Source organism: Flavobacterium sp. 2, assembly GCF_049949195.1.
Lineage (GTDB): Bacteria > Bacteroidota > Bacteroidia > Flavobacteriales > Flavobacteriaceae > Flavobacterium.
Genome location: NZ_CP188206.1, coordinates 1,469,459 through 1,492,400, shown reverse-complemented (window position 1 = coordinate 1,492,400; position 22,942 = coordinate 1,469,459). Strand labels below are relative to the sequence as shown.

At 33.1% G+C, this 22,942-nt stretch carries 15 protein-coding genes; 6 read left to right on the top strand and 9 right to left on the bottom strand.

Annotation, left to right across the window (positions count from 1 at the left end; all coding sequences use genetic code 11):
- Nucleotides 1–107: 107 nt before the first annotated feature.
- The 4 genes from ACNFIH_RS06330 (at nucleotide 108) to ACNFIH_RS06315 (ending at nucleotide 6,472) form a co-directional block, all read left to right on the top strand.
- Entirely contained in the window at nucleotides 108–2,735 is a 2,628-nt protein-coding gene (locus ACNFIH_RS06330) for a gliding motility-associated C-terminal domain-containing protein (protein ID WP_426485950.1), read from the top strand.
- 29 nt (nucleotides 2,736–2,764) lie between these two features.
- Nucleotides 2,765–3,694 carry a PorP/SprF family type IX secretion system membrane protein gene (locus tag ACNFIH_RS06325; protein WP_426485949.1) on the top strand — a complete coding sequence of 310 codons (930 nt, stop codon included), beginning with the start codon at nucleotides 2,765–2,767 and terminating at the stop codon, nucleotides 3,692–3,694.
- Between the two features lie 10 nt (nucleotides 3,695–3,704).
- Nucleotides 3,705–5,837 carry an OmpA family protein gene (locus ACNFIH_RS06320; RefSeq protein WP_426485948.1) on the top strand — a complete coding sequence of 711 codons (2,133 nt, stop codon included), beginning with the start codon at nucleotides 3,705–3,707 and terminating at the stop codon, nucleotides 5,835–5,837.
- A 158-nt stretch (nucleotides 5,838–5,995) separates the two neighbouring features.
- A complete protein-coding gene (locus ACNFIH_RS06315) occupies nucleotides 5,996–6,472 on the top strand; it encodes a hypothetical protein (RefSeq protein ID WP_035649433.1) in 477 nt (158 codons plus the stop codon).
- Between the two features lie 72 nt (nucleotides 6,473–6,544).
- On the opposite strand, the gene ACNFIH_RS06310 is transcribed toward ACNFIH_RS06315, so the two are convergent.
- Nucleotides 6,545–6,925, bottom strand: coding sequence for a DUF1573 domain-containing protein (locus ACNFIH_RS06310; RefSeq protein WP_035649027.1), 381 nt, complete (start codon nucleotides 6,923–6,925; stop codon nucleotides 6,545–6,547).
- Nucleotides 6,926–7,211: 286 nt separating this feature from the next.
- Between ACNFIH_RS06310 and ACNFIH_RS06305 the strand changes: the two genes are divergently transcribed.
- Nucleotides 7,212–9,845: a valine--tRNA ligase gene (locus ACNFIH_RS06305; protein WP_426485947.1), complete on the top strand. Its 2,634-nt coding sequence runs from the start codon at nucleotides 7,212–7,214 to the stop codon at nucleotides 9,843–9,845.
- A 204-nt stretch (nucleotides 9,846–10,049) separates the two neighbouring features.
- On the opposite strand, the gene ACNFIH_RS06300 is transcribed toward ACNFIH_RS06305, so the two are convergent.
- The 5 genes from ACNFIH_RS06300 to ACNFIH_RS06280 all read right to left on the bottom strand — a co-directional run bounded on the left by ACNFIH_RS06300 (nucleotide 10,050) and on the right by ACNFIH_RS06280 (nucleotide 18,637).
- The gene (locus ACNFIH_RS06300; protein WP_426485946.1) at nucleotides 10,050–11,363 is read right to left on the bottom strand and encodes an APC family permease; all 1,314 of its coding nucleotides are present in this window, start codon (nucleotides 11,361–11,363) and stop codon (nucleotides 10,050–10,052) included.
- Between the two features lie 193 nt (nucleotides 11,364–11,556).
- Nucleotides 11,557–13,836, bottom strand: a complete 2,280-nt coding sequence (locus ACNFIH_RS06295) for a TonB-dependent siderophore receptor (RefSeq protein WP_426485945.1) — start codon at nucleotides 13,834–13,836, stop codon at nucleotides 11,557–11,559.
- 255 nt (nucleotides 13,837–14,091) lie between these two features.
- Nucleotides 14,092–14,817, bottom strand: a complete 726-nt coding sequence (locus ACNFIH_RS06290; RefSeq protein WP_426485944.1) for a DUF4198 domain-containing protein — start codon at nucleotides 14,815–14,817, stop codon at nucleotides 14,092–14,094.
- Nucleotides 14,818–15,056: 239 nt separating this feature from the next.
- Nucleotides 15,057–16,211, bottom strand: a complete 1,155-nt coding sequence (locus ACNFIH_RS06285) for a PepSY-associated TM helix domain-containing protein (protein ID WP_426485943.1) — start codon at nucleotides 16,209–16,211, stop codon at nucleotides 15,057–15,059.
- Nucleotides 16,212–16,312: 101 nt separating this feature from the next.
- A complete protein-coding gene (locus ACNFIH_RS06280; protein ID WP_426485942.1) occupies nucleotides 16,313–18,637 on the bottom strand; it encodes a TonB-dependent siderophore receptor in 2,325 nt (774 codons plus the stop codon).
- Nucleotides 18,638–18,876: 239 nt separating this feature from the next.
- On the opposite strand from ACNFIH_RS06280, the gene ACNFIH_RS06275 reads away from it, so the two are divergent.
- Complete coding sequence (locus tag ACNFIH_RS06275) at nucleotides 18,877–20,037, top strand: MFS transporter (protein ID WP_426485941.1); 1,161 nt, start codon at nucleotides 18,877–18,879, stop codon at nucleotides 20,035–20,037.
- A gap of 159 nt (nucleotides 20,038–20,196) precedes the next feature.
- On the opposite strand, the gene ACNFIH_RS06270 is transcribed toward ACNFIH_RS06275, so the two are convergent.
- From ACNFIH_RS06270 to ACNFIH_RS06260, 3 genes are all read right to left on the bottom strand, one after another.
- Complete coding sequence (locus ACNFIH_RS06270; RefSeq protein ID WP_426485940.1) at nucleotides 20,197–20,712, bottom strand: hypothetical protein; 516 nt, start codon at nucleotides 20,710–20,712, stop codon at nucleotides 20,197–20,199.
- Nucleotides 20,713–21,233: 521 nt separating this feature from the next.
- Complete coding sequence (locus ACNFIH_RS06265; RefSeq protein WP_426485939.1) at nucleotides 21,234–22,304, bottom strand: PQQ-binding-like beta-propeller repeat protein; 1,071 nt, start codon at nucleotides 22,302–22,304, stop codon at nucleotides 21,234–21,236.
- A 21-nt stretch (nucleotides 22,305–22,325) separates the two neighbouring features.
- The gene (locus tag ACNFIH_RS06260; protein WP_426485938.1) at nucleotides 22,326–22,802 is read right to left on the bottom strand and encodes a DUF6265 family protein; all 477 of its coding nucleotides are present in this window, start codon (nucleotides 22,800–22,802) and stop codon (nucleotides 22,326–22,328) included.
- Nucleotides 22,803–22,942: the final 140 nt, after the last annotated feature.

Genomic DNA, 22,942 nt, shown 5'->3' with positions numbered 1-22,942 from the left:
CAATAGAATGACTATTTTTGAAAAGTAAGTACACTTTTGTGATAAAATAATTGTTAAATTGTTTACATAGTGCTTCTAAATTATAATGTTTAGCCAAATATAATTTTATGGTCAAAAAATACATTAGTTTTCTCCGAATCATTCTTTTTTTTATTTTTTTATCTGTAATCCCTAATAAAATTTATGCGCAATGTGCGGGTGAAGATGGAACATTGACAGTTTGTGATATTCAGAATGCCAGCAGCAAAGTGATTGATTTAAATACTTATTTGACAGGTTCACCACTGAGCGGAGGAGTCTGGACAGATACCGATGGTTCCGGTGGATTAGACCCTGATACCGGAATTTTAGATGCACAGCAAATTCGAACTAGTAATACTTTTCGTTATACTTATACTGTTGACGGAATTGGGCTTTGTCCCGATAATACTGCTGTTGTTACGGTAACGATTGGAGGGTATGCTGGTGTTCCTTCTAATACAGTAATTTGTAGTTCATCTAAGACATATAACCTTTTTCAGTCTTTTAATGGTCTTTTTTTGGGACCTCAGTCTAATGGACAATGGCATGATAATGCTACAAAACAAGATATTCCATCTGTTATCGATGTTACTGAGCTGGAAGGAAATTATTCTTTTACGTATACAATGCCAGCAATAGGAAGTTGTGCAGCAGTTTCATCAACAGTGATTATTTCGGTTTTTAGAAACCCTGAGTCAGGATCCCCACTACCATTAAATATTTGTGCCGATGATGGATTTTCAAATTATACTAATGTTGATTTGAATGATTTGTTGTCTAAAGAAGATCCTAATGGTACCTGGACAGATTTAAGAAATACTGGCGAGTTGTCCTTTCCAGGAGATCACTTTGTTGATGTCCAAAAAATTTATAATAAATATGGATTAGGTACTTTTTCTTTTAAATATACGGTCTTATCAACAAAAAATCCTATTTGTAAAAATGCAGAAACTACAGTTAATATAGTTATTGAAAGGAGATTAGATTTTACTGGTGCAACATTGACGGTAAACTCTGATATTTGCGAAACTGATATTGCAACTGCAACTTACTCTGTCACTATAAGAAAAGAAACCGCCGCAATACCAGATGGAAATTATAATGTTAGATTCTCTGTTAGTGGAAGCAATGGAGGATCGGAGGTTGTGCAGGCAAGTTTTGTTAATGGCATTATGTCTTTTCCATTAAAATCTGATTATTTTCAGCAAGTTGGAGCTTATTTAGTCAATGTACGTAATATTTATGAAGCGACAAGCGTGCTTGCCTGCGAGAATATTATTGGGAACATGAGTGATTTTTTAAATGTTTACCCAATCCCAGATTTAATTGGAGCTAGAATTGAACCTATTCAAGCATGTCAAAACACAGCTTCTTTAATTACTATTTCTGAAGCGACAAGAGTTGCAGATGGTACGTATGATATATCATATAATATTGCAGGTGTAAATACCATATCAGGTCAGACAGCAAGAGTGACTTTTGCCGGCGGGATTGCTTCATTCACATTGCCCGCAATTTTAAATTCTCAAAGTGGAAATTCAGTAATTACAATTACGAATATTAAACATATTGGGACCTCATGTTCTAATACAGCGAATTTAAGGGGAAACATTATCGTAAATCCTTTACCGAATGTTACAAATTTAAAAATACAAGCAACTACAGTTTGTTTTGGTTCAGCTGTAACAGCTTCAGTTACTGGACTAGGAACTTTGACAGATGTTATATTATCTTATACACTTTCTGGAGCAAATACAGCCACAGTCCAGACAATAGCTTTATCTCCTGTAAGTGGCAATGCTAGTTTTGTAATTCCTGCAACTTTGCTTGCTAATACAGGCTCGACCATAATCAAAATTGAAAATGTAAAAAACAATATTACAGGTTGTGATAGTCCGGTAAGTACCGTATCTGCAGCTTTTTCAATAAATCCTATTCCGGTAGCCCCAGTTTCAACAGATCAATCTTTTTGCAAGTCTGAAGGAGCAATTATTGGCAATTTAGCACCTAGCGGACCACAATTTAAATGGTATAATTCACCAACACTGACTACGCCGCTCGCAAATACCTATCTTCTTAAAGATGAAACCTTATATGTGACCGAAACTACGTTATCTTGTACTTCGCCTGCAACAATGATTAAAGTTACGGTAAAAGATACTCCGGCACCAGAATTAAATACAGACGGACAGAATTTCTGCGGTTTAGATGCCCCAACACTTGCGAGTTTATCAAATAATACAAATGTGCCGTCGTCAGTAGTTTGGTATGATGCTCCAAAAGGTGGTACACTTTTGCCTGCATCAACAGCATTAGTAGACAAAGGGAAATATTATGGATTTGACTTTTCGTCAAGCGAAAATTGTCTTTCATATGACAGTCTAGAGGTTATTGTTTCATTAACGGATTGCGATACTGTTCCTCCTGATTTCTTTATTCCTGACGGATTTTCACCAAATGGAGACGGAGTAAATGACACCTTCGTAATACCTAATATTGATTTCTTATTTCCGGACTATTATCTGCAAATTTTCAACAGATACGGGAATAGAATGTATGAAGGATTTAAAGACAAAGCAAGTTGGGACGGAACCAATTGGGAGACAGGCGGATTTGCTCATGGAATAGCGCCAAACGGAGTTTATTTTTATACACTCCAGTTTAATAAAGGCAATAAACCTCCAATACAAGGACGCCTTTATTTAAACCGATAATTCCTTTTGCAATATTTAATATGATTCAAATGAAAAAAATAGTACTCTACATAACTTTTCTCTTTTGCTTAACGACTGTTTCAGCACAACAGGATCCAGAATACACACACTATATGTACAATATGAGTGTTGTAAATCCGGCTTATGCAACTGGAACTCCTTTAATGATGAATTTTGGAGGACTATACAGAACACAGTGGGTTGGGGCAGTAGGAGCGCCAAAAACTTTTACATTTTTTGGACATACAGCTTTGTCAGAAAAAGTTGAAGTAGGTCTTTCATTTATTTCTGATGATATTGGCGATGGCGCAAAAAAGGAAAATAATATTTATGCTGATTTTGCTTATGTATTGAATTTAGGAGGAAAAAATAAACTTTCGCTAGGTCTGAAAGCCGGAGTATCATCAATGCAGACGAATTTTAACGGATTTAAATTTAGTGATCCCGCAACTGATATTGCTTTTTCAGAAAATATAAATGCCACAAAGCCCAATATTGGCGTTGGAGCTTATTATTTTAGAGATAATTTATATCTCGGATTTTCTGCTCCAAATTTGATAAAATCTAAATATATCGAAGAAAAGTCAGGAGTTAATGCTTTTGGAGCTGAAGAAATCCATATGTTTTTTACCGGAGGGTACGTTTTTCAAATTAATGATGATTTAAAACTGAAGCCGGCATTTATGTCACGATTTGTAAAAGGTGCTCCAGTTTCTATTGATTTGACAGCAAATGTTTTGTATAACGAAAAGTTTGAATTTGGCGCAGCATACAGGATTGATGATTCGGTGAGCGCTTTGTTTAATTTTAATGTCACACCAACTTTGAGAGTTGGTTATGCTTACGACTATACACTTTCTAATTTAGGCCAGTTTAATTCAGGAACACATGAAATAATGTTATTGTTTGATTTGGATTTATTAGGAAAAGGATATGATAAATCACCTAGATTCTTTTAAAATGAAAAATATGAAAAAGCTACTAGTTATTATATTCGTATTTTCAATACAATTTATAAACGCCCAAGACAAGGAATTGGCCAGAGCCAAGCGATTCTTTGATAAGACATATTATACTGAAGCTATTATTTTATATGAAAAATTAGCTGAAGAAAAACCTTCACAGGAAGTAATAAAAAACCTGGCGGATTCTTACTATTACATCAATAATTTAGTAAAAGCCCAGCGTTATTACCGACTTTTATTTCAAAATTATAATAAGGATTTGAATCGCGAATATTATTTCAGATATGCACAAACCTTAAAAGCAACAAATAGTTCTACCGATGCAAATGCAGCTTTGAAACAATATTATGCATCATCAACTAATGGAAAAGATTCAACCTATTTTAAAAATGAACTGAAAGAACTTGAAAATGTTTCGGCTATCGGAAATCGATTTGAAATCAAAAATCTAGCGATAAATACTCCAAATTCTGAGTTTGGAGCAGTTCCATATAATGGAAATTTAGTTTTTGCTGCAGTAAAACTCAAACCCGGAATATTTGACAAAAGATTCAAATGGGATAATGAAACCTATTTAAATTTAGTTTCAGTTCCACTTAATGAAATTAATTCGGCTGAACCAAATATCAATTATTTTGCTTCGGAATTAAAAACCGGAATGCACGAATCAAATGCTGTTTTTACAAAAGATGGTAAAACGGTTTATTTTACCCGAAATAATTCAAAAAATAAAACCCGAAAAACAAACGATCAGAAAATTTCGAATCTTCAAATTTTCAAAGCCGAATTAGTTGACGGAAAATGGACAAATATTGTGTCGCTTCCATTCAATAGCCCAAATTATTCAGTTGAACATCCTGCGCTTAGCGTGGATGAAAAAGTTTTATATTTTGCTTCTGATATGCCTGGATCTATCGGCTCTTTTGATGTTTATTCGGTAAATATTAATAAAGGCGCATTTGATACGCCAAAGAATTTAGGACCAATTATTAATACTGATAAAAGAGAACAGTTTCCATTTGTTTCTGCAGATAACAAACTTTATTTTTCTTCAGATGGACATTTGGGATACGGATCTTTAGATGTTTTTGTTTCGGAAATCAAAGGAAATGAATATTCTGAACCAGTAAATATCGGACTGCCGTTAAATTCTAATTTGGATGATTTTTCTTTTACAATCAATTCAGATACAAAAGAAGGTTTTTTTGCATCAAATAGAGATGGTGGAAAAGGAAGTGACGATATTTACCAATTTACCGAAACGAAAGATTTGATTGTTGAAGATTGCAAACAGTTTATTGCTGGAACAATCACAGATGTTGATACTAATTTACCTCTTGAAAATGCTACTGTAATGCTTCAGGATGCTGCTAAAAAGACTTTGAATACGATTACAGTTCCAGCCGATGGAAAATTCAGTTTTACCGTTGCTTGCGAAAGTTCGTATACGATTGTTGCTTTTAAAGAAAAGTATACCAATGAATCGAAATCACTGGAAATTGGAAAAACCAGAAATGCTACAAACGATGGTTCATTGGCATTGAAATCTTTAGATGCAATAAAATTAGAAGAAAAACAAAATGCTGAAAATAAAAGAAAACAGGAGCTTATTTTAGAAGAAGAAAATAAGAAAAAAGAAGCCTTGGCAATTATTGCATTAAATGAAGCAGCTAAAAAAGCGAAAGCTGATGAAATAAAAGCGGACGAAATCAAGAAAAAGGAGAAAGTAGCAGAGATTTTGAAGCAGGAAAAAGATGTTGTAAAAGATGATAAAGACAGATTGGTTATCAAAACAGATCCTATTTATTTTGATTACAATATGTGGTATATCCGTAAAGAGTCCAAAGTAGTTTTAGGAAGAGTAGTTGCTTTGATGAACAAATATCCAGGAATGGTTATCGAAATTGGTTCGCATACAGATTCGCGCGGAAATGATAAATTTAATGAAGCGCTTTCTCAAAAAAGAGCAAATTCTACCAGAGAATTTATAATTCAGTCCGGAATAAATGCTAGCCGAGTTTCTGCAAAAGGTTACGGAGAATCTGTTCCAATCATAAAATGCAAAACCGACGATGCCTGTTCAGAAGAAGAGCATGAATTAAACCGAAGATCTGAATTTGTAATCAAGAAGTTATAAAAATATAGGTTTATTATCTTTTTAATGCAACGTAGAGACGCACCGCAGTGCGTCTTACTCACGGTGAATATTTGTAAAAGAAAAAATATTTTTAATCAAGAAGCCTTTTTTTTGGCTTCTTTTTTATTTATTTTTATATGAAATTTAAATATTCAATTATGAAAAAAATAGTGCTGTCATGTCTGCTTTTGTCTTTTGTTGGACTTCAAAGCTGTAAAAATGAGGAAAAACAAAAAGCTGAAGCTGCCGCTAAAGCTGAAGGTGAAAAAATTGTTGGTACAGAATGTTATAAAGCAATTTATGAAAAAGATACTTTAGACCTAAAATTGAATACACTGAAAAACGGAAAAATAAGTGGAGATATGACAATGAATGTTGCATCTTCGCCTTTAAAGAAAGGTGAAATTGCAGGAGAATTTCATGGCGATACGCTTTTTGTAGATTATACTTTTGTTGATGGAACAAATAATAATGCAAAGTTCAAAAATCCAATGGCACTTTTGAAGCGTGACAAACAGCTTATTTTAGGAAACGGAACAATGCAGACGACAATGGGCGTAACTTATTTGGTAAAAGATAAACCAATTGATTTTGAGCGCGTAAAATATAAATTTGATTCAGCTCCCTGCAAATAAAAACAGATAAAAATAATAAAAGCCGTTTCTTGAATTAGAAACGGCTTTTTGTATTTTAAGATTTTAATTTATTTATAAAACTTCACCTTTAATTTTTAAGGCTACTCTTCCGTCAGGGTAATTGACAGCATTGGTTTCAACGGTAATTGTTTTACGAATCGGACCAGAAGCCATATTATATTTTACATCAATTTTTCCTTTTTTTCCAGGCTGAATTGCAGCAGCTGGTTTGGTAACTACAATAGAACTAACGGTTGATTCTGCGCCAATAATCATAAGTGGTGCATCACCAGTATTTGTGAACTCAAAGGAGCGTACTCCATTATCACTTTTCGAAATTTTTCCATAATCAATAGTATTGTCTTGGGCTGCAAATTCAATTTTTGGGCCGTTTTGCGAATAACCGATTGCACTAAACAATACGATTGCAATAAAAGAGGCAACATTTTTCATTTGAAATTATTTTAAATTGTAAGTAAATATACATTCTTTTAATTAACACACAAATTAATAATTCGCTTTTTATAGTGTCTTTAATTATTTACTTTTGCTGTCAATTATAATTACAAAAATTGAACCAAAGTTTTGTTTAACTGTTTAATCGTTTATTTGTTTAATCGTAATGATTAATTTGTAAACGATGTTTTTAAAACAAGAAACAAATAAATAAGTTCATTTTGCATTCCAATGATCAAAGCCGATTAAACGGTTAAACAAATAAACGATTAAACATATATAAATGACAATTCCAGCACAATTTGACGCTAAGACGATTGAGAGTAAATGGTATGATTACTGGATGAAAAACAATTATTTTCATTCAGAACCAGATCATAGAACACCGTACACCATTGTAATCCCGCCGCCAAACGTCACTGGAGTCCTTCACATGGGACATATGTTGAACAATACGATTCAGGATGTTTTAATTCGTAGAGCGCGTCTTAAAGGTTTCAATGCTTGTTGGGTTCCGGGAACTGATCACGCATCGATTGCTACAGAAGCAAAAGTTGTGGCGAAATTAAAAGCAGAAGGAATCAATAAAAATGATTTGACTCGTGAAGAATTCCTAAAACACGCTTGGGAATGGACAGATAAATATGGTGGAACAATCTTGGAGCAACTTAAAAAACTAGGAGCTTCATGCGATTGGGAGCGTACCAAATTTACGATGGATCCGGATATGTCAGCATCTGTAATTAAATCGTTTGTAGATTTATACAACAAAGGCTTAATCTACAGAGGATACCGAATGGTAAACTGGGATCCGGAAGCTAAAACGACTCTTTCTGACGAAGAAGTTATTTACGAAGAGCAACAAGGGAAATTATTTTTCTTAAAATATAAAATCGAAGGTTCAGAAGATTTCTTGACAATTGCTACAACACGTCCAGAAACTATTTTTGGAGATACTGCAATTTGTATTAATCCAAATGATGAGCGTTTTACACATTTAAAAGGTAAAAAAGCGATCGTTCCTATTTGCGGAAGAGTAATTCCAATTATCGAAGATGAATATGTAGATGTAGAATTCGGAACAGGATGTTTGAAAGTAACGCCTGCGCACGATATGAACGATAAAACGTTAGGAGAAAAACACAATCTTGAAATCGTTGATATTTTTAATGAAGATGCTACATTAAACAGCTTCGGATTGCATTATCAAGGAAAAGATCGTTTTGTTGTTCGTAAGGAAATTGAAAAAGAACTGGAAGAAATTGGAGCTTTAGCAAAAACAGAAATCCATTTAAATAAAGTTGGAACTTCTGAAAGAACAAAAGCTGTAATCGAACCAAGATTGTCAGATCAATGGTTCTTGAAAATGGAAGATTTGGTAAAACCAGCAATTAAGTCAGTTTTAGAAACGGGAGACATTAAATTGCATCCAAAACGTTTTGAGAATACTTATGCGCATTGGTTAAATAATATTCGCGATTGGAATATTTCTCGTCAGTTATGGTGGGGACAACAAATTCCGGCTTACTATTATGGAGACGGAAAAGAAGATTTCGTAGTTGCAGAAAATATCGAAGACGCTTTAGCATTAGCAAAAGAAAAAACCAACAACCAACAACTAACAACCGACAACTTAAAACAAGATGTTGATGCTTTAGATACATGGTTTTCATCTTGGCTTTGGCCAATGTCAGTTTTCGGTGGAATTATGGATCCGGAAAGCGCAGATTATAAATATTACTATCCAACAAACGACTTAGTAACTGGTCCGGATATTTTGTTTTTCTGGGTGGCGAGAATGATCATTGCAGGTTACGAATATGCAGGTGAAAAACCATTTACAAATGTATATTTGACTGGTTTAGTTCGTGATAAACAACGTCGTAAAATGTCTAAATCATTAGGGAATTCTCCTGATCCTTTAGATTTGATCGATGCTTTTGGAGCAGATGGTGTTCGTGTAGGATTGCTTTTAAGCGCTTCTGCAGGAAACGATATTATGTTTGATGAAGAATTGTGTAATCAAGGAAAAGCGTTCTCAAACAAGATTTGGAATGCCTTCAAATTGATTAAAGGTTGGGAAGTTTCAGAAACTATTCCACAGCCAGAATCATCAAAAGTGGCAATCGAATGGTACGAAGCAAAATTACAGCAGACTTTAGTTGACATTGAAGATAATTTTGAGAAATACAGAATTTCAGATTCATTAATGGCAATCTATAAATTGGTTTGGGATGATTTCTGTTCTTGGTTTTTAGAAATGATCAAACCAGCTTACCAACAGCCAATTGACAGCGTAACTTTCGCGAAAGCGATTAAAATGTTAGAAAGCAACTTGAAGTTATTGCACCCATTTATGCCTTTCTTGACAGAAGAAATTTGGCAGTTAATTGCTGAAAGAACTCCAGAAGAAGCATTAATCGTTTCGACTTGGCCAGAATTAAAACCGTTTGACGCTAAATTAATTGCTGATTTTGAAAACTCAATTGAAGTGATTTCTGGAATCAGAACGATCAGAAAAGACAAAAATATTCCATTTAAAGACGCAATCGAATTAAAAGGAATCAACAGCGAAAATCTTTCGACTTATTTTGATTCAATTATTACGAAATTAGGAAATGTTTCAGCTTTCGAATATGTTTCTGAGAAAGTTGACGGGGCATTATCTTTCCGTGTAAAATCAAATGAATATTTTATTCCGATTACAGGAAATATCGATGTTGAAGCAGAAATTGCGAAATTAACTGAAGAGTTAAATTATACAAAAGGATTCTTGAAATCTGTTGAAGCAAAACTTTCGAATGAGAAATTTGTAAACGGAGCTCCGGAAAAAGTTTTAAATATAGAAAAACAAAAACAAGCCGATGCTTTAGCAAAAATTGCTACAATCGAGCAGAGTTTGGCTGGTTTGAAATAAGAATCAAACTTAGTTTATAAAATAAAACCCGACAGATTTTTGAAATTTGTCGGGTTTGTTATTTTCTAACCGCAATTTTGTCATTCCGAGGAACGAGGAATCTTCAAGTGGCTCCATGCAGAATGTCGCCAATCTTTGTAGAGTTACTCGTGGAGATTCCTCGTTCCTCGGAATGACAAGAATGGCGTGTAAATATTAAATGACTTATCTTCTCTTCTTCAAAATCAAAAATAGAGGATAAGAAGCTATTGCAATACCAACAATAATAATAAAGCTTTTAGGATCACTGTAGATAAATCCCGCAAGTAATGCAATCGAAAATATAATCGCTATTATGGTTGTCCAAGGATACCAAAAAGAACGATAAGGTCTTGGTAAATCAGGTTCTGTGGTTCTTAATTTCAAAAGAGAATAATACGCCAGTCCCCAAACGATTATGGAGATAAAAGCGGCAAAAGAAAACAATACTTCAAAAGAACCAATGCAGATTAAAAACAAGCTAAAAAGCGATGAAACCAAAAGCGCTACAATTGGTGTTCCACCTTTATTGACTTGAGTTCCTTTTTCAATAAAAAATCCGTCACGACTTAATCCGTATAGAATTCTTGGCGGAATCATCATAAAAGCGTTTAAAATGCTGATTAAAGAGAAAATAGAAATCACCGTTACAATTTTAGCGCCACTTTCCCCGAAAAGAACCTTGGCAACATCGGCAGCAGCCAGATTAGATTTTGCTAAAGTCTCAATTGGCAAAACATGAAAAAATGCGGCGTTTACCAAAACATAAATGGCTACAACAAGCAAAACTCCGCTGTATAATGATTTCGGAATATTTTTGCCAGGATCGTCATTTTCTTCAGCAAAAAAACAAACAGCATTCCAGCCATTATAAGTTCCGATAATAAGTTGTAATGATTTAAAAAATCCGAATAATAAACCAATTTGAAAGATAGAATTATCAGTTTCAATTTTAGGAACTTTAACTCCAGAATACATAAAACAAGCCACAACCAAGGCTACAAAACAAATCACTTTTAAAAAACTAGTAATTTGCTGAATTACGCTTCCGTTTTTCACGCCACTCAAATGCAGCAACACAAAAGCGACCAGTAAAGAAATCGAAATTACAGTCGAATAATTGCTCAATTCAGGAAATAAAATAATGATGTATTCGCTAATTACAATGCAGTAAAATGCTGGCGGAATGGCATTAACTATATAATCATACCATCCAGATAAAAAACCCGCATATTCTCCTAAAGCTCTTTTGATATAATTATAAGATCCGCCGGCTTTTGGAAGCATTGTAGCCAATTCTGAATAAGAGTTAGCCCCTAACAAAACGTATATACCTCCAAAAATCCAAGAAGCAAGAATAAGCCAGTAATTATTTAATAATCCGGCAATAGATCCCGGTGTGCGCAAAATCCCGACTCCAATTGTTCCGCCAATTAATACTGCGATGTTAAAACTTAATCCGAGTGTTTTTTTTAATTGGTTTTGTTTGGAATCTGACATAGAATTTGGTTTTGTTTTTAGTGGATAATTTAAAACAAAAGTAAAGATAATTAAAGCACTTTCTTTTGTAAAAATAAAAACCTCATTTATTGCTAAATGAGGTTTTTAGTGAAATTTAAACCAAAACTTTTGCTGTTTTTCAAAATATGAAGAGCAGAAAAAGTCTTAACAAATTAAAATCTAATTCAAAAATTTAGAATTTGTATCGTAAACTTGTCATAACTTGACGAGGTGCAATAGGGTTTACACTATAATTTTCGTGAACTGTGTAATTAAGTTCGTTTGTAATATTTGATAATTTGCAAAGAATCGAGAATTTTTTCCAAGTATATCCTGCTGAAACATCGATTGTTGTATAACCTTTTAGAGGAACTTCTCTATCCCAGATTCCTCCTGGTTTAGTAGGATCATATTGGTTGTTCCATCCACCAATTCTGTCACCAATGTAATTTGCAATTGCTCCAAGTGAAACATTTTTAAAGAAACCACTTTGTAATGTATAGAAGAAACTTAAATTCGCTGTGTTAACAGGAGTTCTTGCTACACGGTCACCTTCAACAAAACTCCCTGTCAATCCAGATGTTTTAGTATAACGCATATCGTTGTAGCTGTAACCTGCAATAATATTTAATCCTTCAACTGGATGTGCTGTTACATCAATTTCAACTCCTTTACTTTTAGTTTCGCCACTCAAAACTTTGATACTAGTATCTAAATTTTCAGATCCATCGGCTTTGTATTGCGCCATTTGAGCCAAATTACTGTTTGTGATTTGGTAAACAGTAACGTTTGTTGTCAATAAACCTTTAAACCAGTCTGTTTTTACACCAGCTTCATATTGATCAATAATAGAAGGTTTTATTGGTTGTAAATCAACAGTTGTTCCTGTGTTTGGTGTAAAAGAATTTGAGTAACTACCAAATAATGAAATCTCTTTTGTTGGTTGATAAACTAATCCAGCTTTTGGAGAAAATGCATTATCTAAACGTTTTGGTGTAACAGTTGGTACAGCATCTTCTGGTGCTACCGTTTGTTTATTATTTGCGTAAGTTTCTTTATAAGTTGAAACTTCAGCTTCCTGCCAAGACCAACGAACTCCTGCAAGTATTTTGAATTTTTCTGTAATTGAAATTAAATCCTGAAAATAAACTCCAAATCGATTTGTTTCTGTTTTTGCAATTTGAGTTGCTCTGTCTGTTGTAGGAACATCCATTCTTTGATTTGCCGGATTAAAGGTAAATAAGTTTATGGTGTCATAAAGTGTTGGCCCATAAACAGGTTGACCATTTTTTGTACCTGTTATTACATATTTCTCATTGAAAGTAAAAGTATATGCTGTTGCAAATGAGTTTTCCCAATCAGCACCAGTAAAAATTTGATGTTTTACAGATCCCGTATTAAAGTTTCCTTGTAAACTCAATTGATCTCCTAAGATTTGCTCTAAGTTTTTATTTTTAGTTAAACCTCTGTTCCAGTCACCTGGATTTGCATAAGTTTCTAAACCTGATAATTGTGCTGTTGAGTAACTTTCTCTGTCATAAGTTTGAAGAGAAGAGTTGAAGTTTAACTTCCAGTTTTTATTAAAATCGTGATTTAATAATACAGAAGCACTTGAAGATTTAGTATTTCCGTTTGACCAAAGCGCTCCGTAAAAAGCATTTCGAGGTAAGTCTAAAATATCTTTATTAATAATTCCTGTTCCAAAATCCGGAGTCCAGTCTGCTGTTAGATAATCTCCTTGTACAGTAATTTGAGTTTTTGGATTGATGACAAAAAGCAAAGATGGATTAATATACAAACGCTCATTTTTTACAACATCTCTGAAGCTTTCTGAATTTTCATAAGAACCATTAATTCTAAACGCAATAGATTTAGAAAGGGGTCCATAAAAATCAAAAGCTGGTTTATAATAAGCATAACTTCCTATTTGCATAGAAACTTCTCCGCCACTTTTAAACTGCGGAGTTTTAGTAACCAAATTTAAAATACCTCCAGGAGCTACATTTCCAAATAATAAAGCAGCACCTCCTTTTAAGAACTCTACTTTATCTAAACCTGAAACATCTGGAATAGAACCCGCATTGTAACGGAATCCATTTTTAAACATATTGTTGGCAGACATATCATAACCTCTTGAGAAAAAAGACTCCTGAGCTCCACCACGTGCTGAACTTACATAAACACCATTTGCATTTTTTAGGACTTCGCTTAATCTAATAGCTTGTTGCTGCTCGATAACTTCTGAACCAATTACTTGAACTGTTTGTGGGTTATCCATTGGTTTTAATCCTGAACGAACTGCAGTAACCGGTTTTGGTTCTTTAGATTTAGTAACTACAACTTCATTAAGAATTTCTCCTTTTTTATTTTTTACAGTATCACTTACAGTTGTGGTATTTTCTGCACTTGTGAATTCTTGGCTGTAAGCTCCAAAACTTATTAAAGATAAAGCAAGTAGTAAACTATGTTTCATGTGACTTATTTAGATTTAATAAAAATAATTTTTTGCAAATATAAGGTCGCAAATAGTGTTTAACAAAATTTATAGAGGTATTTTCTTTATTAAAGTTGTATTATTTTTGTCTTAAGATTGTCTTAAGATTTTGCTTTCTGAAGTTTAATTTCTTATTTAGATTGAATTAAAAGAAGCGATTGTTTAACAGAAAAAGCCTTGCTCACAAAGAACAAGGCTTTTTACTAAGACTAATTTAAAAATGAAGGGGTATTATTATTTTACAGTAATTTGGTAAGTAGCCATTTTCCAAATTTCATCGTATTTTTTGCCATTGTGTTCTCCAGCAGATTTATCCGTGTGGGCATATTCGACCATATAATTTCCTGACCAGATAGGAGTAAATGAAAATTCACCTTTATCGTTTGTCCATAATTCCTTTTCCCAGCCGTTTGGAGCAATTACTTTGATTTTTGTTTCTTTTGCTATTGCGCCATCATAAGAAGCTAAGCCTGTTATTTTGTTATCTTTTTTTGCAACATCTGCATTTTCTGAGAAAACAGCAATCTTGTTAGTGTTAGATGTAATGTTGTTTCCTGCAGCTTTGTTTCCAACAACAACCGTTGCGCTTGAATTGTAATCTAATTTCATTGTTCCGTAAACATCTTTAACTGTGTGATGCATTACGATAGTATAAACTCCGTCTTCATCTGGCGTGAAAAATGCCTGATATTTATTGTCCAAAGCTTTTGAAGTAAGTTTTGTTTCTTTTTTTGATGGACTGATAACTACTAAAGAGAAATCTTTTAAATCCGAAAACCATTTGTCTGCTTTTGTAATATCGTTATCTGAAAATTCTCCAAAATAAATTGAAATTTCCTGTGCTTTTCCTTTTACTCCAGTAGCTTTTGTTTCGATCCAAAGAGCGTGAGCAAATAATTGCGGACTAGCAACTAACATTAAAAATAAAAATGCAATTGTTTTTAAAATTTTCGATTTCATAATAATTAAGGATTAAGATTAATAGTTTTTAGAAATTTCTTTGCAATTTTTAATGCCAAAGAAATTATTTAATGGCTGATTTTGCTTGGCAGCCGGAATTAAATGCAAATATAAAGTTTAAAATTAGTTTGACAATTCTTATTTAGAATAAATATTAATAATAATTATTAAAGTTTTCTTTTTAAGAATTAAAGAAGAAAAAAAGGGCTCATTTTATAAACAAGGCATCTAAAAATAAATTAGAATTTCGCAACCGATTTTTTCTTTTTATTATTTCGTCCCCACCAAATTAAAAATCCCGTTATAGGCAAACTTGCCGATACAAGACTGGCAAAAAAAGCAAGTACTTTTCCAGGAAAACCCAAAATACTGCCTACATGCAAATCATAATTGATGAATCGTAATTTTTCGCCGTTATTTTTGTCATTGTAAGTAACAGTCTTAAGATTTCTTCCAGTGTATCGATCAAATTGCATGGAAACATCGTCAAAACGGTTTTTATATCGTGTAAATGTTTGAAAAGTGGCCAATGAATCTTCTGCTTTTGGAATGAATAAATAATAGCTTTTTGCATTAGGATTAGCCTTAAGGGTTGCCGCATATATTTTATCTGTTGCTGTATTTTGAGTATATTGAGTAGTATCTGATACTATTTTTTCCTTTTCAAATGTTTTTCCGCCATTAAATAGCCATTGAAGACCTTTGTCGTAACATTCAAAAGCCCAGACTAATCCGGTAAGTGCAATTATTAAGGCAAAAAACATCATATAATAGCCAAGAATATTGTGCAAATCGTAATTTTTTCGTTTCCATTGCGTGGTATTTTTCCAGCGAAACCAAAAGCGCTGTTTGGCCGCCTGTTTATTTTTTGGCCACCAAAGAATCAAACCTGTAATCAATGGAATGATAAATATAATCGTCGCAGTTCCTACTATTGGATCGCCTATTTCGCTTCTTAAACAAAGTGTCTGATGCAACATTCGCACAAAAACAAAAAACTCAGAATTGTAATTTTCAAGTTTTTTTACGCTTCCCGTATAAGGGTCTATATAAACGTATGTATTTTGATAACGGTTCCAATACCAAATGGCATCTTTATCTAATTCTTCAAAAAACCAGATAATAGCCGTTCGTTTGTCATCATTTAGTATTCTGCATCCAGAAAGCGTTTGTTTGGGATTAATTTTGTTTGCTTCTGTTGCAATCTGAATCAATTGGCTAACAGGAAGTTTTTTATTTTTTACCTGATCGACGTAATAATAGTCATGAACTATTGGACGCAATTCTTCTTCAAAAACATACAAACAGCCAGTAATTCCCAGTATAATCACAATTAGACCAGAGGATAATCCCAGCCATAAATGCACTTTTTTTATAAAATTTTTAAATGTCATGTTTAGTAATGCTATAGCAGTTTAAATAATGCTGCTACTGTTATTAAAAAAACACCTCATAACGGTCGTATAGAGGTGTTTTTTTTTTTGAAAATCTTGTTTTAGAATTTAAGAATTAAATTAGCCAGTATATTGGTTGGCGCCTGTGATGTACCCCAGAAATCCCAATATTTTTCATTGCTGATATTGTTAAATTTCAAACCAACTCTCCATGTAGAATGATCATAGTAAACTGATGCATTGTAGGTAGTATATGACGGCATATAGAAAGTATTTTCGGCTGTAAAATAGTTTTTGTCAACATAGTTTGCGCCGGCGCCAATTCCTAAACCTTTTAATTTGTTTTGGAAAGTATAAGAAGTCCAAAAGTTTACTACATTTTCAGGAGATCCGGTTGCTTTGTTTCCTTCAATAGCGGCAACAGATGCTTTAACGATTCTATTGTCATTATAGCCATATCCAGCTACAATGTTAAATCCGTTAATTGGGTTTGCAATTAATTCAAAATCAAATCCTTTACTCACTTGTTTACCATCCTGAATAGTATATCCCGTTGCATCAACTCTTGTAGCATTGTCGATTGTAATATTGTAATAACTTACCGATCCAGTCAGTTTTTTATGGAAAGCTTCTGCTTTAATCCCTCCTTCATATTGTACGGCATAAATTGGATCTAAAACTAACTGTGTCGCATTTGGCTGCGTAACTGGCTGTACATTTTGGAAGCCGTTCATGTAATTTCCAAAAACAGAAACCTGATCTTTTACCAATTCATATACTAATCCTAATTTTGGAGACAAAGCTGTTTGGCTAAATCCTTCAGTAGTTCCTACTTTTGCGCGTTCAAAATTATCCAAACGTAAACTTAACATTGCAGAAAGCCTGTCTGTGAAATTAACGACATCACAAGTATAAACACTAAACGTTTTTTGATCGGCAACCGGAGAAGCAGTCAGCACAAGTCCTGCATCAACAGCTTTTCTTCTGATAGGAGCGAAGTTGGTTGTAACATCAATATTATCAAGCGTGAAAGTAGTTCCTCCAGAAAAATTAGAACTGTAAAGTCTGTAATTTACACCTGTCAAGAATTTGTGTTTAATACTTCCTGTATTAAATTTTCCATTGATGTTTTCCTGAATGTTAGTGTAGTTATTATAAATTGGTCCCCAAAGACCAACACGTCTTGCAACCTGAGTTGGAGAACTCCAAACCGCATAACTTTGATAACTACGCTCTACATCTTCACCAACAAATGAGAAAACGGTAGTCGATTTCCAGTTCTCTGAAATTTCATATTCTGCCTGAGCAAAAACTTTTGTTGCGCTCGATTTTGCATCATTATCATCGTGAAACATAGATGTTCTATAATCTATTTTCAAATCAGTTGGATTTGTAATTCCAGATGTTGTAGCATACGTATTATAAGTACGTCTTGTGTTGTTTACATTATAAAGTTCGGCATCAAAATTAAAAGTCAATTTTTCAGACGCTTTATAAATAAGGCTTGGAGCAAAAAGCAATGTATTATTAAAGCCATAATTTAAGAAGCTTTTTTCTCTGTTAACAGCCATATTAATTCTGAACAAAACTGTTTTGTCCTTATTTAATGGCGTATTTACATCAGCCGTAAGTCGGTTCAAATTGTAGCTTCCCGCTGTATACGATATTTCGGCAGCAGTTGTTTCAAAAGGTTTTTTGGTAACCAAATTGACAACACCTCCAAATGAAGAAACCGATGAACCAAATAAAGTTCCAGACGGACCTTTCATGATTTCAATTCGCTCCACATTTCCAAGATCTACAGAAGAACGGCCCGAAGCAGTTTCCATTCCGTTTCTGGCATTTACTCCAGTAGAAAATCCTCTAAAAATCACACCAACTCCTCCCGAAGGATAGCTGATAGAAACAACACCTGGCGAATTCTGTACAGCACTTCTAATATCTACAGCAACTTGTTCTTGCAAAAGCTCTTTATGGATAACGCTGTAAACTTGCGGATTCTCGAGATTTTTTAGCGGCATTCTGGCAACGTAATCTGTTTTTTTAGAAACGATGCTTTTTTTGCTGCTTACCACGACTTCCTGAAGTTCTTTATTAGAAACTTTCAGTTGTAGGTTTAAATTGTTGGTTTCGTTTTCGGTAACTACAACTTGACTTTCTGAAGTTTCATAACCTGTCAAAGAGATTTGAAGCGTATAATTACCTGCTTTTACTCGGTTAAACTCAAAAGTACCGTCGTCATTAGTTGTGGTACCGTATTTAGAATTTTTTAAAATGATATTTACGCCGGCAGCCGCGTCGCCGTCTGAAGTTGTAATAGTTCCTTTAATTTTTCCGTGATTTTGTTGGGCAAATACGGTTGCAAACGAAAATATAAAACTGATTGAGAATAGAAAACGTGATGTTTTCAGCTTAAGGTTATTCATGATTTTTTAATTGGTTTGTAATTAATTTTATTTAGAATAAATAAAAACAGTGTAAATGTAAAAATTAATATTTCCTTAACAAATATTATTTTGCTTGATTTCAGATACTTTTTGTTATATAATTGCTGATTTGTTTTTTTTTTTGAAAAGATTGTATTTCAATTTTTATTTAAAAACCTCAGAAAAGGGTAGAAGTTCGTTTTTAAAAGCCTTAATTTTGCAATCAGAAAATTGACTTCATGATTTTACCTTTCTTAAAAAAGTATCAAAATACACCTAAAGGATATCGAATAGCTAACACGGTTTTTTTCTTTCTCTCCGGAATTGGATATTCTTCGTGGGTTTCCCGAATTCCGCATATACAAGCACAATTGCATTTATCTGAGGCTCAGTTTGGTGCCGTTTTATTTGCCTTCCCGATTGGGTTGATGCTTACAATGCCGTTTACAGGAAAATTATTGAACAAATACAGCAGCCGTTACATCATGCTTTTAGGTGCAATTATGTTTAATATTGTGCTAGCATTGCCTGGTTTAGTGGCTTTTGTATGGCAGTTGGTTCTTGTGCTTTTGATTTTTGGGGCATCCCGAAATATTTTCAATTTGTCGATTAATGCACAATCGCTTGAAGTGCAAAAATTATATCCAAAATCGATTATAACACGTTTTCATGCCGTTTGGAGTATTGCTATTTTTACTGGCGCCGGATTGGGTTATGTAATGGTAACGCAACATATTTCGCCTGCACATCATTTGTTGGGTGTAAGTGTTTTTATGATGGCGCTTACGGCTTGTTTTTATCCAATGAGTATTCATAATGAACCAGTTCCGGTTAAAAAGAAATTCTTTTCAATGCCTGAAAAAAACTTAGTCAAATTTGCTTTGATTTGTTTTGTTTCTATGGCCTGCGAAAACACTATGTACGATTGGAGCGGAATTTATTTCGAAAATATACTAAAAGCATCTCCAAAATTAACCAGCGCCGCGTTTGTGTTTTTTGCCACAGCTGTAACTTTAGGACGTATTTTTGGTGATTATGGCGTAATGAAATTTGGAACTAAAAAAATCCTGCTTTACAGCGGAATTTTAATTACAGTAGGTTTTGGACTTTGTTTTATTCTGCCATACGTTTATCCAACAATTTTTGGTTATATGTTGATTGGATTTGGGGTTTCTTGTGTAGTTCCTTTGGTATTTAGTATTGCCGGAAGATCATCAAACTTGAGCAGTGGTTCTGCTTTGACTTCGATTTCTACAATTGGTTATCTCGGATTTTTATTAGTTCCGCCAATGGTTGGTTTTATTTCAGAATATCTGAGTATGAAATGGGCGTTTCTAGTAATGGCGCTTTTAGGTATTCTAATGATTTTTATGGTGAATAAAATTGGGGAGAATGAGTAAAAAAGTTGCTAAGATTCTAAGGTACTGAGGTGCTGAGGTACTGAGTTTTTTTGACAAACTTTGTGGATCATCTTTGTGTTAACCGGATTGACTCCAAAGCTTCGGGACAGCTCTACAAAATGTTTCGAACCTTTGGTTCTTTTAATTTTGGTTTTAAGTTTATGTCTCTTCTTTCAGAATTTTTAATTTTAGCCTTTTATCATGTTTTCGACGGTGGAGTTTACTGTTTAAAATCCAATAAATACCAAATCCAAAAGTAAGAGTTAGAAGAATTGAAATTAGATTTATTCCCCATTTAAGATAAATTATCGCCAGTAAAAATATTAAAAAGAGTTCTATATAATACGTTTCTTTTTGCTCTATACGTTGCTTTATAATCATTATATTTCCACGTCTTTTTCCAATTCTTTCAATTACTTTTTCGGTTATTTTGTCCACACTATAACCTCTGTCAAGATCAGATAGTGAAAAGCAAATTTCAAACTCAAGTTCAAGTCGGTACATAAAGCGGTAATATTTTTTTACTCCTCTAAAAGAGTTTTTTATATTATCTTTTCGATGTGGCGGAAAGGTAAGGAAGTCTAGAAAATGAGATTCATTAAAATCTGCATCTGGCTTTTGACGTTCCTCTTTAAAGATTTCTAGGATTTTTTCTTTTATTTCTATTTCGCTCATTTTGTTGGTATTTACTAGAGTAGAAATTATTTTTCTAATTCAATAAGATAATTGTTCCACTTGTGCTTATCAACGATATAAGAAAATTGAAAACTAGCTTCGAAGACTCTTATCTTATCTTATCTTATCTTTAAATTCCAAAGTGTCAACATAGAATAAACCAAGTTCTTCTTTTTTATCTAAAAAATGAACGGAATAAGAGCTTGTTGGACAACAGCAATAACCTGTTTTTTCGCCATTCTTGAAAATGTTTTGAGAGCTCTTTATTTCTTGTACATTTTTAGTTTTAAATTCTTTTATTAGGATTAAAAGATTCTATCCCACTCGATTTTTTGTATGTAACGGTTGAATCATAGACTTTTATAATTATTTGGGTACTGTTTGAGAGTGTTTCGTTAAACGAAAAATTATCAAAAACATCATCAATAATTTTTTCAGATTTATAGTTGCAACCCAATAGTATAAATAAAATTAGAAAAGCAAGAAGGCTTTTTTTCATTTGATTATAATAATTGAAAAAATTATTTCTTAGCAGTTTCAATCACTTTTGGCGCTGGATTTGAAATTTCGCCAGCTATTTTAAAAACCGTTTTGATTGTTGCCAAATCAGTACTTATTTTATAGACTTCACCAGATTCATCAGCAAAATAGATTGAATTTTCGATGAGTACCGGACTTGATTTTATTTTTTCTTTTGCTAAAAATTTCTTGATTAATTTTCCTGTAGTTTTATCTAAAACGTAAAGATTTTTGTCATCGCTTCCGAAGAAAATTTTATTGCCAACTATAAGCGATTCAGTACGAATGCTTGCTGCGGCTTTAAACTTCCATTTTGTAGTCATGTTGGTTTTGTCAAGACAATAGAAGAAACCTCCGTCGTTACCAAAGAAAACCAAATTTCCATCTATTACAGAAGTTGACGAAATCCATTCATTTGTTGGGATTTTTGCAACTATTTTCTTTTCATCCAGATTGAATTTATAAAAATTCATATCATTACTTCCAAAAAAAAGATTGTTTTGGTCTATTATTAATTTACTAAAAATAGCAGCAGAAGCACCTTGATAAGATTCAATCAACGCACCTTCTAAACTCAATTTATATATTTTTCCTTTCGAATCAGCAATGAAAATCGAATTATCTTTATATGAAATTGGAGAACTAATTGCCGCATCAGCATAGAATTTTCCTAGTGTTGAACCATCTCGAGGATCAAGGACAAACAAACTTGATGCAGATGCAACATACAGATTGTTATCTATAATAGTTGGCTTATTTGCGATTGCATTGTAAGTTCCAAGATTTATTTTCCAGATTTGTTTACCGTCTGATCCAATACAATATACCATTGCATTGCTATCGCCAATAAAAATCTTATTTTCTTTTATTTCTGCGGAACTATATATTGGGTTTTCCGAATTAAAAATCCAATTCGTAGTTTTTGTATCACTATTCAAGGAATATAAATTGTTATCTAAGCTCCCAAATATTAGATTTTTATTCTGAAAATTTATTTTAGCAATAATGCTTTGTGCTTGTGAACTTGTCAATGCGGCAAAAAAACTGATAAATAGTAGGATTTTAATTCTCATATTTTAGCTTAAGATAAAATGTTATTTCTTCGTCATCACAAACTTCTCAGAACTCGGTTTTCCATTTAAATTCCCGGAAATCTCAGCTGTCAAAGTATTGTTGGGGCCTTTTGTATATGTAATTTTTTGGGGATAATCGTGTTTCGGATTTTCGAAAACTAATTTTTGATCTGTTTCGGAAGTCGAAGGAAAAAAAACAGGTTTATCTTCATTTTGTCCTTTTACAGTTGCTTTGTACGTTAATGTTTCGCCCAATTGAGCCAAAATAATAGTTTCAAAATGCAGCGTGTCTTTTCCTTTTATAAAATAAGAAGAAGCACTGAAAGTACTGTCGTTAAGTTTTTGCCAGTTTTCAGATAGAACACCATCTGGAGAAGAATTTTCCCAGTTTCCAATTAGCCAATCTGCTTTTTTGATTTTGTCTTTTTCGACCGTTTCCTTTTTTTGACAAGAAACAAAAGCGATGATTAAGGCAATAAGAGTAATTTTTTGAAACATATTTATTTGATTTTGATAATACTAATGTATGAAAAAAAGTTTGTCACTAATTATACAAATTTTAACAAATTAATTTTTTTTGAAGTTGAGACGTGTTTTGCCACAGATTTAAGCATAAAAATGATTTTGTCACACACAAA